Below are 12248 nucleotides of genomic sequence, written 5' to 3' on the forward strand. Positions count from 1 at the left end.
AGCCCTTCGTCAAGGCGACCCAGACCTATCTCGACCTATTCAAGTACTCGCCCCCCGGCACCAAGACCGGCAGCTGGGACGAATCGACCGGCGCCTTCCTGTCCGGTCACGTCGCGATCCTGGTCGAATCGAGCCCCCTCGCCGGTTGGGCGATCGACCCGACGATGTCGAAGGTCGTCGGCAAAGTCAGCTACTCAGCGCCGCCGACGCCGCTGACTGGCGGCGGCTACGGTCACGGCTTCGCCATCGGCGCCAAGGGGAACAAAGACGACGCCGCCAAGAAGTGCGCGGGGCTGTTCATCGCCTGGGCGACGTCGAAGGAGAACGAGAAGCGACGACTCGACGAAGGCAAGTTCGGCGAGCTGAACCGCACCAGCATCATGACCAGCGACGAGTTCAACCAGAAGTTCGGCAAGGACCTCGGTCAGGCCCTGGTCGACGCCGCCAAGGTGACGGCGATCAACTTCTGGCAGGATCCGGACTGGCCGGCGCTCGGCGACCACTGGGGCATCGAACTCGAAGAACTCGTCACCGGAACCCGCACCGACATCAAGGGGTCCGCAGACGAACTGAACGAGTTCGCCAAGACCCTGGTCGCCAAGCGGAGCAACTGAGGACGTCGCAACGCCGCCGGCCGGAGAGCGCCGGCGGCGCCAGCGGAAGCGGGTCGGCTCGCCCCGACGCTGCTTCCGCCGTCCCCTTCTCCCTTTGCGGGAGAAGGGGGCCCGCAGGGCCGGATGAGGGGTTCGGGCCGTCCAGCGTAGGACCAAGGCGCCCCGGCGCCGCCCCCTCACAGCCGACTCCTCTCCCGCAAGGGGAGAGGGGGAGACGCAAGAGAGGACATCAGGGCGAAGAGTGTGAAGACGGGAACGCGGCTTCCGTTCTTATTCGTTGTTCCGACGATGACGATCCTCAGCGTCCTCGCCCTGGTTCCGACCGTCGACGCGATCAACATAGCGCTGCAGAACCGCGAGCTGAGCAGTCCGGACAGCCAGTACGTCTGGTTCGCCAATTTCATCGCCCTGTTCCACGACGCCCGCTTTCTGCACGCCATGTGGGTGTCGCTGATCTGGGAGATTTTGACCGTCACGGCGACGATGCTCGTCGCATTCCTCTGGCCGTGCTCCTGTTCGAATTCACCGGGCCGGCGGTCCGCAACGCGCTCTGCGTCCTGTTCATCGTCCCCGTGCTGCTCCCGCGCGTATCCGCCGCCTTCGTCTGGAAGTTCGCCTTTCATCCGCTCTATGGGCTCGCGGCCTATCCGCTGCATCTTTTGATGGGGCATCCGGTCGATCTGCTCGCCGATCCCTACACGGCGATGCTCACCGTCGCCATCGTCGACGTCTGGCAGTGGGGCTTGTTGTTCTCGGTCATCATCGTGAAGCTGCTCGAGACCCTGCCGCGGCAACCGCTCGAGGCGGCGCGCCTCGACTATGCGCGCACCTGGGAAGTCTATCTGTTCATCGCGGTCCCGATGCTGCGGGCGCCCCTGATCGCCCTCGCGTTCGTCAAGATGGTCGAGTCGCTGCGCGCCTTCGACCTGATCTACGTCATGACGCGCGGCGGCCCGGGCGTCGCCACCGAGACGCTCGATATGTACGCCTATTCGCAAGGGTTCATCGAGTCCGGACTCATCTCCTACGCCTCGAGCATGGCGGTCCTGATGATGGCGGTGACCACGATCGCTTTCACGATCCTTTGGAGATGGGCCCGGTGAAGGCGCGCGCCGCAAGCACCCTCGCCATGCGCGCGATCATCGTCCTGGTCGCTGCGCTTGTCGTTATTCCCGTGCTGTGGACCCTGATCAGCTCGTTCAAGCACACGGTCGACATCGAGACGACGCCGCCGACCCTTGTGTTCACGCCGACGCTCGACAATTTCCTCTACGTGCTCAATCGGGCCAGCGTGCGCAACGCGTTGATCAACTCGATCGTCATCTCGGCCTCGGCGGTGGCGATCGGCGCCGTGCTCGGCCTTCCCTGCGCCTACGCCGTGGCGCGCTATCCGACGCGCCGCGCGCCCGATATCCAGTTCTTCGTCCTTTCGCTCCGCTTCCTGCCGCCGATCGCGGTCGCGCTGCCGCTGATGGTGATCTGGCTCGACCTCGGGCTCTACGACACCCGCATCGCGATGATCGTCACTTATACGCTGTTCACGCTGTCGATCACGATCTGGCTCGCGATCCCCGCCTTCCGGCAGGTGCCGAAGGAGATCGAGGAGGCGGCCTTCATCGACGGATACAGCGCCTATGCGATCTTCTTCCGCATCGCGCTGCCGGTCGCGTCGAAATCGCTCATCGGCGCGATCGTGTTCTCGTTCGTGCTGGTCTGGAACGAATTCCTGATCGCGCTGATGTTGACGACCTCCGACGCGCGGACCCTGCCGATCGTGGCCTCCGAACTGTCGCAACTCGGCTTCGACACCCCGTGGGGAATCCTCAACGCCTCGGTGATCGTGCTGTCCCTTCCGCCGCTGATGTTCCTCGGCGTTCTCAGCGGCTTTTTGAACTCGCTTTTCAAGCGCAACGCATAGGAGTCTCACATGCGCGCACTGGTCCTGGAAAAAGAGCGAAGCCTTGCCCTTCGCGATATCGACCTGCCTCTGAAGCTCGGTCCTCGCGACGTGAAGATCGCGGTCGACACGGTCGGCATCTGCGGCAGCGACGTGCACTATTACACCCACGGCCGCATCGGCTCGTTCATCGTCAAGTCGCCGATGGTGCTCGGCCACGAAGCCGCGGGAACCGTCGTCGAGGTCGGCCCGGAGGTGAAAAGCCTGAAAGTCGGCGATCGCGTATGCATGGAGCCGGGCGTGCCGGACATGGAATCGCGCTCGTCACGCATGGGCCTCTACAACGTCGATCCGAGCGTCACCTTCTGGGCGACGCCGCCGGTCCACGGCTGTCTCACCGCGCACGTCATTCATCCGGAGGCCTTCACCTACAAACTGCCCGACAACGTCAGCTTCGCGGAAGGAGCGCTGGTCGAGCCGTTCGCCATCGGGATGCAGGCCGCCGCCAAGGCCAGGATCGCGCCGGGCGACGTCGCCGTCGTGATCGGCAGCGGCACCATCGGAATCATGGTCGCACTGGCGGCGCTGGCCGGCGGCTGCGCCCGCGTCATCGTCTCGGACCTCGTCCAGGAGAAACTCGACATCGTCGGGCGCTACAAGGGGGTGACGACGGTCAACAGCAAGAAGCAGAACCTCGCCGAAGAGGTGTCGAAGCTGACCGGCGGCTGGGGCGCGGATCTGGTCTTCGAGGCGAGCGGCAGCCCCAAAGCGTTCGAGGGGCTGTTCGATCTCGTGCGGCCCGGCGGCGGCGTCGTGCTGGTCGGCATGCCGGTCGACCCGGTGCCCTTCGATGTGGTCGGCGCCCAGATCAAGGAGGCGCGGATCGAGACGATCTTCCGCTACGCCAACGTGCATGCGCGCGCGATCGAGCTGATCGCCTCGGGCAAGGTGGACTTGAAGCCGCTGATCTCGGGCACCTTCCCGTTCGAGCAAAGCGTCGAGGCGGTGGAGCGCGCGGCGTCGGGCCGGCCGGGGGATGTCAAGCTGCAGATCAAGATGCCGGCGTCCGCGGGGACCTGAGATGGCGCAGATCGACTGCCGGAAAGTCGTCAAGAGGTTCGGCGCTCAGGCGGTTGTCCGCGACATCGACCTTCATGTCGAGGACAAGGAGTTCGTCGTTTTCCTCGGTCCGTCGGGCTGCGGAAAATCGACGATCCTGCGCATGATCGCCGGCCTCGAGGACATTTCCGGCGGGGAGATCGCGATCGGCGGCCGGGTGGTGAACGACCTCCTGCCGCGCGATCGCGACGTGGCGATGGTGTTCCAGAACTACGCGCTCTATCCCCACATGTCGGCCTACGACAACATCGCGTTCGGCCTTCGGCGGCTGAAAACGCCGAAGGCCGAGCTCGACCGCCGCGTGATGGACGTCGCCGCGGTCCTTCGCATCGAGCCGCTGCTCCACCGCCGTCCCTCCGAGCTCTCGGGCGGCGAGCAGCAGCGCGTCGCGATCGCGCGCGCGATGATCAAGACGCCCGCGGTGTTCCTGTTCGACGAGCCGCTTTCCAATCTCGACGCCAAGCTGCGCAATCACATGCGGGTCGAGATCGCGCGCTTGCACCAGAAACTCGGCACGACGACGATCTACGTCACCCACGACCAGCTCGAAGCGATGACGCTGGCCGACCGGATCGTTCTCTTGAAGGACGGCTGCATCGAGCAGGTCGGAACGCCGCGGGAGATCTTCGAGCGGCCGCGGACCCAGTTCGCCGCCTCCTTCGTCGGAACGCCCGCGATCAACTTTTTGGAGATGACGGCCTACCGCGACAAGGCGAGCATTCTGCTCAAGCGCGGCGATACCGCGATCCGGCTGCCCGCGGAGCAGGTGAGAGTGAGCGACGGCGCGCCGGTCGTGGTCGGAGTGCGACCGGCGCACCTGCGCCGCGGCGCGGCCGACGGGGAGGCCGGGCGCCTGAGCGGCCGGGTCGATCTCGTCGAGTTCCTCGGCAACGAGGCGCTGGCCATCTTCCGGGTCGGCGAGGACGACGTCTCGGCGCTGCTCAGCGGGCGCGATCCGCCGAACGTCGGCGAGCGGATCGAGGTCGGGGTTCACGCCGACGACGTTCACGTGTTCGACGCTGGGACCGGGCTGTCGCTCTCGGCGCTCGGCGCATAAGCACGGCGGCGCGCTGAGCAGGCGCTCGCCCACTGCCGCCCGGCCGCCTCCGGGCCGACGCGACCCGCCCGGCGCGCGCGCTCGAAGACAACGCGCTCCGGCTTACTTCTGCATGTGCAGGTCCATCATGCCCCCCGGCAGCGCCATGTTGGTGTTGAGGTGGAACATGATCCAGACGGAGCCCGCGATGACGAGGCCGACGATCAGCCCGCCGAAGGCGAGCGCCAGCGCGTTGTTGGTGTTGTCGGCGCCTGTGGTGATGTGCAGGAAGAAGACGAGGTGGACGCCCATCTGGGCGATCGCGAGCGCGGCCAGCCCCATCAGCACGCCCGGTCCGTAGAGGAGCGCGGTGCCGCTCGCCACATAGAACGAGGCGACGGTGAGCACGGCCGCCAGGACAAGGCCGATCACGTAATTGCGCACCGATTCGGAGACGGAATGCTCGCCGAAATCGCCGCCTTCGCCGGGCGCGGAATCGTAGGCGTGATGGTCGCTCATGTAAGCGTCCCCAAGAGGTAGACGTTGGTGAAGATGCCGACCCAGATGATGTCGAGGGCGTGCCAGAAGAGCGCGAAGCAAAGGCCCCGACGTATGATGCCCGGCCGGAAGCCCTTGGTAAAGTATTGCGCCATCATCGTGCCGAGCCACAAAAGTCCGATCGTGACGTGCATGCCGTGGCAACCGACGAGGGCGAAGAAGGCCGACAGGAACGCGCTGCGGTCCGGGCCGTAACCCTCCGCGATCATCTTGGCGAACTCGTTGACTTCAAGCCCGAGGAAGCCGAGGCCGAGCAGCCCCGTCAGAAGCAGTCCGACCTGGGTCCACAGCATGTTGCGCACGCCGGCCGCGATCATGGCGAGGCCGCACACGAAGCTCGACAGCAGCAGGAACGCCGTCTCGGCCGCGACCGTCTTCAGGTTGAAGAGCTCGAGCGGTCCCGGTCCTCCGGCGGTCGAATGGGACAGCACCGCGTAAGCCGAATAGAAGCCCGAGAACATCACGAAGTCGCTGAGCAGGAACACCCAGAAGCCATAGGTCGTGACAATGCGCTTCGGCGCCGGCCCGCCTTCCGGATGCGACGGAGTGCGGGCGATCGGCTCGTCTCTTTCGACGACCCTGACCAACCGGATGCCCGGCTCGCGCCCCGCCACCAGATCCTCGCGCGCCTCTCGCCGCAGCGCGTCGATTCGGGCGACCTCCTCGGCCGGCACTTCATATTCGTCGTGGTCCCGCCAGGCGAAGACGACGAAGGTGGCGAAGGCGCCGGCGACGCCGACCGCCGCCATCCACCAGATGTGCCAGATCAAGGCAAAGCCGGTGAGAACGGCGAAGAAGGCGACGACGAAGCCGGTCGGGCTGTTGACCGGCATTTCGATCGCTTGGTAGTGCGGCAGCGGCGAGAGCTCAGCCCTCGCCATCGCCCGCTGCTTGATGCCCCAATAGGCCTCCTCGCCGGTGACGTCGGGCATGGCGGCGAAGTTGAACGCCGGCGGGGGCGAGGCCGTCATCCATTCGAGGGTCCGTCCGTCCCACGGGTCGCCGGTGCGGTCACGTAAAGACGCGCGCTCGCGGATGCTGACGGCGATCTGCGCGATCTGGCAGAGGATGCCGCACAGCACCAGCACCGCACCGACCGCGGAGATCAACAGCCACGGCCGCCATTCGGGGACGTCGTAGTGCTGCATGCGCCGCGTCATCCCCTCGAGGCCGACGACGTAAAGCGGCATGAACGTCACGTAGAAGCCGGTCACCCAGAACCAGAAGGCCGCCGTCCCGAACCGCTTCTCGAGCTTGAACCCGAACGCCTTCGGGAACCAGTAGGTGTAGCCGGCGAAAACGCCGAACAGCACGCCGCCGATGATGACGTTGTGGAAGTGGGCGATCAGGAACAGCGAGTTGTGCAGCACGAAGTCGGCCGGCGGCACCGCCAGCAGAACGCCGGTCATGCCGCCGATCACGAAGGTGAACATGAAGGCGATCGCCCACAGCATCGGCGTCTCGAAGCGCACCCGGCCGCCCCACATGGTGAAGAGCCAGTTGAAGATCTTCACCCCCGTCGGGATCCCGATGATCATCGATAGGATGCCGAAGACGGCGTTGACGTTCGCGCCGGCGCCCATGGTGAAGAAGTGGTGCAGCCAGACGGTGAAGGACAGGATGCAGATCGCCAAGGTGGCGGCGACCATCGATCGGTAGCCGTACAGCGGCTTGCCGGAAAAGGTCGAGACCACCTCGGAGAACACGCCGAAAGCCGGAAGGACCAGAATGTAGACCTCGGGATGGCCCCACACCCAGAAGAGGTTCACGTACATCATGGCGTTGCCGCCCATGTCCGTCGTGAAGAAATGGAACCCGAGGTAGCGGTCGAGCAGCAGCATCGCGAAGGTCGCCGTCAGCACCGGGAAGGCCGCGACGATCAGGAGGTTGGCGGCGAGCGCGGTCCAGCAGAACACTGGCATGCGCATGTAGATCATTCCGGGCGCGCGGATCTTTAAAATGGTGGTGACGAAATTGACGCCGGTGAGCAGGGTGCCGATGCCTGAAATCTGCAGCGACCAGAGATAATAGTCGACGCCGACTCCGGGCGAGAAGGCGAGCTCGGAGAGCGGCGGATAGCCCATCCAGCCGGCCTGCGAGAACTCGCCGATCAGCAGCGAGGCGTTTACCAGCAGCACGCCGGAGGCTGTCAGCCAGAAGCTCACCGAGTTGAGGGTCGGGAATGCGACGTCGCGCACACCGAGCTGCAGGGGCACGGCGAAGTTCATCAGCCCGATCACGAACGGCATCGCCACGAAGAAGATCATGATCGTGCCGTGGGCGGAGAAAATCTGGTCGTAATGCTCGGGAACCAGGTAGCCGCCGGACTGGAAGGCGAACGCCTGCTGCATGCGCATCATGATCGCGTCGGAGAAACCGCGGACGAGCATGACGAGGCCGAGCAGGCAGTACATGACACCAATGTGCTTGTGGTCGACCGAGGTGATCCACTCGCGCCAGAGATACGGCCACCAACCCTTGACCGTGATCAGGCCGAGCACGGACAGGATGACGACGATCACCACGATCGAGGTGACGAGCGGGATCGGCTGGTTGAACGGGATCGCGTCCCAGGTGAGCTTGCCGAGCATCACGTTCCCCCGCAGATCGCAGCCGCCTGGCCAGAGGCCTGAGGCGCGGGCTTGATCGACGCTGACGGCTGCGGCGCGGATCCGTTCACGATCGATTCGAACAGCCGCCGTTCGACCGAGCGATAGGCGCTGGGGCTCACGTTCATGCTCGGCTTGACGAGTTCGGCGTATCGGGCGCGGTCAAGGTCGGCGCCCGACGCCTTGGCGTCGGCGATCCACTTCGCGTAGTCGTCCGCGGGCAACGCCTTCAGGTCGAAGCGCATGTCGGAGAAACCCTGGCCGCTAAAGTTCGCCGATAACCCGTCGAAAGTCCCGGGCTCGTCGGCCTGCAGCCAGAGCTGCGTCGCCATCCCCGCCATCGCGTAGATCTGGCTGCCGAGGCGGGGAACGAAGAAGCTGTTCATCACGCCGCTCGACGTGATGGTGAAGTGAACGGGAACGCCGACCGGGACCGCGAGCGCGTTGACGCTGGCCACGCCGTCTTCGGGGTAGATGAACAACCACTTCCAATCGAGCGCCACCACCTGGATCTCGACCGGCTTCCCCTTGCCGGGGAGCGGTCTGAAGGGATCGAGGTCGTGCGACCCGAACCACGCGACGCCGCCGACAACGACGATGACCAGCGCGGGGATGGACCAGACGATCAGCTCGAGATGGCCGGAAAACTCCCACTCCGGCCAATAGAAGGCGCGCGGGTTGGAGGCCCGGAACCAGAAGGCGACGCCGGCGATCAGAATGATGACGGGCACGACGATCGCCAGCATGATCGCCAGCGTATCGATGAGAATGAGCTTTTGGGCGGCGCCCACCGGCCCCGCCGGATCGAGAACGCCGTTGCAGCCGCCGAGCGGGGCCGCGGCGATCGCGGCAAGAACAATTCGCGGCCACCTCCGGGGGGCGGTCGGCGCAGGGGCCTCTGGGACATTCGGAAAGCAGGACTCGAAGAGCCGTCTCAGCATCGTCCCGTTCCCTGAATGGCGGCGGCCTAAACGTCAGCGGTCGGTGGTGAGTTCTTGTGCGGCGCCAGCGCAATGAGCTCGCGAAAACGGCGCCATCTTAGGGATGCACGAGACTGAACAATTGCGACGAAGTTGCGGCGCAGTCAACCGCGCCGTTACTTTTGGCAGGATCATGAATATGCCCTGATATGCACTTTCAAGTCAAGTAACGCCTACTTATGCGGCGTCCGTGGGCGCACGAATGGCTCTGTCATGGTATAATGACGGCGCGGCCATGCTTTTTGACAATGTTTACCCGAACGCACTGCGCCGTTAGCTTCGATAGAGCATGCTTTACCCCCGCCCGAGGAAGCATTCACGACGTCGTCAGCGCGCGAAGAGGCGATCGGCCTCGTGCTCGGGAGAGGAGCGGAGCGCCGCCGGCGGCGCGGGCGATGCGAGCCGGTTCCCTCTGGCGAGAAACGCCGCCCGTTGCTATGGGCTCGGGCAACGCAAGCAAGATTCGTGGAAGAGGGCGACAATGAAAATTTCCGGAGCGGCGGCGATCGTGACCGGCGGCGGCTCGGGGCTCGGCCGGGCGACGGCCGAGGCGCTGGCGGCCAAGGGCGCGAAAGTGGCGGTCGCCGATCTCAACCCGGCGGCGGCCGAGGAGGTCGCCAAGGCGATCGGCGGCGTCGCGGTCGTCTGCGACGTCGGCGACGACGCGTCCGCAACCGCGGCGGTCGCAAAGGCCGAGGCGGCGCATGGTCCCGCGCGCATCCTCGTCAACTGCGCCGGCATCGGCAATCCGATTCGCATCGTCGGCAAGGATGGAAGCCCCGCCCCGCTCGGCGACTTCGAAAAGGTCGTGCGCGTCAACCTGATCGGCACGTTCAACATGATCCGGCTCGCAGCGGCGGGGATGGCGAAGCTTGAGCCCATCGACGGCGAGCGCGGCGCGATCGTCTCGACGGCGTCCGTCGCGGCCTTCGAGGGACAGATCGGGCAGGCAGCCTATTCCGCCTCGAAGGGCGGCGTGGCGGCGATGACCCTGCCGATCGCGCGCGAGCTGGCGCGCCTCGGCGTGCGGGTCAACACGATCGCGCCCGGCATCTTCATGACGCCGATGCTCGCGGGGCTGCGTGAGGACTTCCAGCAATCGCTCGGCGCCTCGGTGCCGTTCCCGTCGCGGCTCGGAAGCCCATCAGAATATGCAGCGCTCGCGGTCCACATCGTCGAGAACGGCTACCTCAACGGCGAGACGATCCGCATCGACGGCGCGCTGCGCATGGCGCCGCGCTGAGCCCGGCCTAAAGAGCGCTGCGCCGAGCGAGTTCGAAGAGGGAGGATGCACATGCCAGGCAGACCAGGACGCCTCGAAGGCAAGACGGCGCTCATCACCGGCGCGGCCTCCGGCATCGGCCGCGCGACTGCGCTTCTGTTTCACGCCGAGGGCGCAAGAGTGGCGGCGACCGACCGCAACGAAGCCGGCCTCGCCGGCCTCGAAGGCGTTGCCGATCTCATCCTCGCCCAGGACGTCGCCGACGAGGCGCGCTGGCGTGAAGTGGTCGAGAGCGTCGTCGCCGCCTTCGGCAGGCTCGACATACTGGTCAACAGCGCCGGCATCGCGCTCAAGGGCAACATCGAGACCGCGACCCTGGAAGATTTTCGCAGGACGGAGGCCGTCAACATCGAGGGCGTGTTCCTTGGCTGCCGCGAGGCGATCCGCGTCATGAAGGACAAAGGCGGCGGCTCGATCGTCAACCTGTCTTCGGTCGCCGGGATCATCGGCGACGCACAGTCGGCGGCATATTGCGCGAGCAAGGGCGCGGTGCGGCTTTTGACCAAGTCCGCCGCGCTCCATTGCGGGCGCGCCGGCTACAACATCCGGCTGAACTCCGTCCATCCCTCCTTCGCCGACACGCCGATGGTGCAGGAGTTGATTGCAAGCTCGAAGAACCCGGAGCGGGTCCGCGACGGCCTGATGCGCGCCGCGCCCATGGGCCGCATGGGCCGCGCGGAGGAGGTCGCCAACGCCATCCTCTATCTGGCGAGCGACGAGTCCTCGTTCACCACGGGCGCGGAACTGATGGTCGACGGCGGCCTCACGGCGCAATAGCGCCGCGATCGGCAAGGAGGAGCGCCATGCGCGTGCAAGTCTGCATCATCGGCGGCGGCCCTTCGGGGCTCTTGCTGTCGCAACTCCTGCATCTCAAGGGCGTCGACACGATCGTGCTCGAGCGCCAGAGCCGCGAGTACGTGCTCGGCCGGATCCGGGCGGGCGTCCTCGAGCATGGCTTCGCCGACCTGATGCGCGAGGCCCAATGCGGCGAGCGCATGGAGCGGGAAGGCGAGATCCATCACGGCTTCTTCATCGCCCATGACGACAGGCTCGACCGGGTCGACCTGGCGAAGCATTCCGGCGGCGCCTCGGTCGTCGTTTACGGCCAGACCGAGGTGACGCGCGACCTTTACGCCGCTCGCGACAGGCTCGGCGGCAAGGTCATCCACAACGCCGACGACGTGACGCCGCACGAGGTCAATTCCGACGCCCCGTACGTCACCTACCGCGCCGGCGACGAGATCGTCCGCATCGACTGCGATTACGTCATCGGCGCTGACGGATTCCACGGCGTCAGCCGCAAGTCGATCTCAAGGGGCGTGCTGAAGGAATACGAGCGCGTCTATCCGTTCGGTTGGCTCGGCGTGCTGTCGCGCACGAAGCCGGTCTCGCCGGAGCTGATCTACTGCAAGCACGAGCGCGGGTTCGCGCTGTGCTCGCTGCGCTCCCAGGCGCTCAGCCGCTATTACATCCAGGTCCCGCTGACGGACCGGGTCGAGGACTGGCCCGACAACGCCTTTTGGGCCGAGCTGAAGCGCCGATTGCCGGACACAGTGGCGGACGCGCTGATCACGGGCCCATCGATCGAGAAGAGCATCGCGCCCCTGCGCAGCTTCGTCGCCGAGCCGATGCGCTACGGTCGGCTCTTCCTCGCCGGCGATGCGGCCCACATCGTGCCGCCGACAGGCGCGCGCGGCCTCAATAGCGCGGCCTCAGACATCTACTACCTCTATCACGCGCTGATCGACCACTACGAAAGGCATGACGATTCCGGCCTCGACGCCTATTCCGGGAAGGCGCTGGCGCGGGTGTGGAAGGCGCAACGCTTCTCCTGGTGGCTGACCATGCTGCTTCACCGCTTCCCCGACCATTCGGACTACGAGAACCGGCTGCAGGCGACGGAGCTCGAATACCTTTTTTCCTCGGACAAGGCGCTGGGCTCTCTGGCCGAGAACTACGTCGGCCTGCCTTTCTGAGCGGAGGCCCGTCGATTCGGGTAGGATACGCACCTTGACGCGAAATCAATGCTAAGCGAATTGCGCGGCTGGCTCTCATCCGGCCGGCTGACGCCGGCCACCTTCCCCCGAGGGGGGAAGGGGTCGACGGAGCCGACCCATCCCCTCTCCCCAAGGGAGAGGGTGGCGGCCGAAGGC

Annotated in this window: 9 protein-coding genes and 2 pseudogenes; 8 read left to right on the top strand and 3 right to left on the bottom strand. The window is 65.9% G+C overall.

Annotated elements, in window-relative coordinates; genetic code table 11:
* The 5 genes and pseudogenes from ACLP25_RS25850 to ACLP25_RS25870 all read left to right on the top strand — a co-directional run.
* On the top strand, window positions 1-614 hold a 614-nt coding region (locus tag ACLP25_RS25850), incomplete at its 5' end, for an extracellular solute-binding protein (protein ID WP_442471977.1).
* 243 nt (window positions 615-857) lie between these two features.
* Window positions 858-1717: pseudogene (locus ACLP25_RS25855) on the top strand (carbohydrate ABC transporter permease).
* Between the two features lie 26 nt (window positions 1718-1743).
* Window positions 1744-2532 carry a carbohydrate ABC transporter permease gene (locus tag ACLP25_RS25860; protein ID WP_442471985.1) on the top strand — a complete coding sequence of 263 codons (789 nt, stop codon included), beginning with the start codon at window positions 1744-1746 and terminating at the stop codon, window positions 2530-2532.
* A 9-nt stretch (window positions 2533-2541) separates the two neighbouring features.
* A complete protein-coding gene (locus tag ACLP25_RS25865; protein ID WP_442471978.1) occupies window positions 2542-3591 on the top strand; it encodes an NAD(P)-dependent alcohol dehydrogenase in 1050 nt (349 codons plus the stop codon).
* A gap of 1 nt (window position 3592) precedes the next feature.
* A complete protein-coding gene (locus tag ACLP25_RS25870; protein WP_442471979.1) occupies window positions 3593-4687 on the top strand; it encodes an ABC transporter ATP-binding protein in 1095 nt (364 codons plus the stop codon).
* Window positions 4688-4789: 102 nt separating this feature from the next.
* On the opposite strand, the gene cyoD is transcribed toward ACLP25_RS25870, so the two are convergent.
* The 3 genes and pseudogenes from cyoD to cyoA form a co-directional block, all read right to left on the bottom strand.
* On the bottom strand, window positions 4790-5185 hold the full coding sequence (gene cyoD, locus ACLP25_RS25875) for a cytochrome o ubiquinol oxidase subunit IV (protein ID WP_442471980.1): 396 nt from the start codon (window positions 5183-5185) through the stop codon (window positions 4790-4792).
* Between the two features lie 647 nt (window positions 5186-5832).
* Window positions 5833-7815, bottom strand: a pseudogene (cyoB, locus tag ACLP25_RS25880) (cytochrome o ubiquinol oxidase subunit I); the annotation flags it as partial.
* Window positions 7815-8774, bottom strand: coding sequence for a ubiquinol oxidase subunit II (gene cyoA, locus ACLP25_RS25885; RefSeq protein ID WP_442471981.1), 960 nt, complete (start codon window positions 8772-8774; stop codon window positions 7815-7817). The gene cyoA and the pseudogene cyoB, both read right to left, overlap by 1 nt.
* A gap of 520 nt (window positions 8775-9294) precedes the next feature.
* Here cyoA and ACLP25_RS25890 point away from each other — a divergent pair.
* The 3 genes from ACLP25_RS25890 to pobA are packed head-to-tail and all read left to right on the top strand — an operon-like array spanning window position 9295 to window position 12071.
* The gene (locus ACLP25_RS25890) at window positions 9295-10056 is read left to right on the top strand and encodes an SDR family NAD(P)-dependent oxidoreductase (protein ID WP_442471982.1); all 762 of its coding nucleotides are present in this window, start codon (window positions 9295-9297) and stop codon (window positions 10054-10056) included.
* A 51-nt stretch (window positions 10057-10107) separates the two neighbouring features.
* On the top strand, window positions 10108-10872 hold the full coding sequence (locus ACLP25_RS25895) for a glucose 1-dehydrogenase (protein ID WP_442471983.1): 765 nt from the start codon (window positions 10108-10110) through the stop codon (window positions 10870-10872).
* Between the two features lie 26 nt (window positions 10873-10898).
* A complete protein-coding gene (gene pobA / locus ACLP25_RS25900) occupies window positions 10899-12071 on the top strand; it encodes a 4-hydroxybenzoate 3-monooxygenase (protein ID WP_442471984.1) in 1173 nt (390 codons plus the stop codon).
* Window positions 12072-12248 lie beyond the last annotated feature (177 nt).

This window comes from Roseiarcus sp., from assembly GCF_052145395.1.
In the GTDB taxonomy this organism is placed as follows: domain Bacteria; phylum Pseudomonadota; class Alphaproteobacteria; order Rhizobiales; family Beijerinckiaceae; genus Roseiarcus.

Bases quoted from the DNA above. Each gene is read 5' to 3' on its own strand.
- ACLP25_RS25860 (WP_442471985.1), top strand. From the start codon at position 1,744: ATGCGCGCGATCATCGTCCTGGTCGCTGCGCTTGTCGTTATTCCCGTG.
- ACLP25_RS25865 (WP_442471978.1), top strand. From the start codon at position 2,542: ATGCGCGCACTGGTCCTGGAAAAAGAGCGAAGCCTTGCCCTTCGCGAT.
- pobA (WP_442471984.1), top strand. From the start codon at position 10,899: ATGCGCGTGCAAGTCTGCATCATCGGCGGCGGCCCTTCGGGGCTCTTG.
- ACLP25_RS25890 (WP_442471982.1), top strand. From the start codon at position 9,295: ATGAAAATTTCCGGAGCGGCGGCGATCGTGACCGGCGGCGGCTCGGGG.
- ACLP25_RS25895 (WP_442471983.1), top strand. From the start codon at position 10,108: ATGCCAGGCAGACCAGGACGCCTCGAAGGCAAGACGGCGCTCATCACC.
- cyoA (WP_442471981.1), bottom strand. From the start codon at position 8,774: ATGCTGAGACGGCTCTTCGAGTCCTGCTTTCCGAATGTCCCAGAGGCC.
- ACLP25_RS25870 (WP_442471979.1), top strand. From the start codon at position 3,593: ATGGCGCAGATCGACTGCCGGAAAGTCGTCAAGAGGTTCGGCGCTCAG.
- cyoD (WP_442471980.1), bottom strand. From the start codon at position 5,185: ATGAGCGACCATCACGCCTACGATTCCGCGCCCGGCGAAGGCGGCGAT.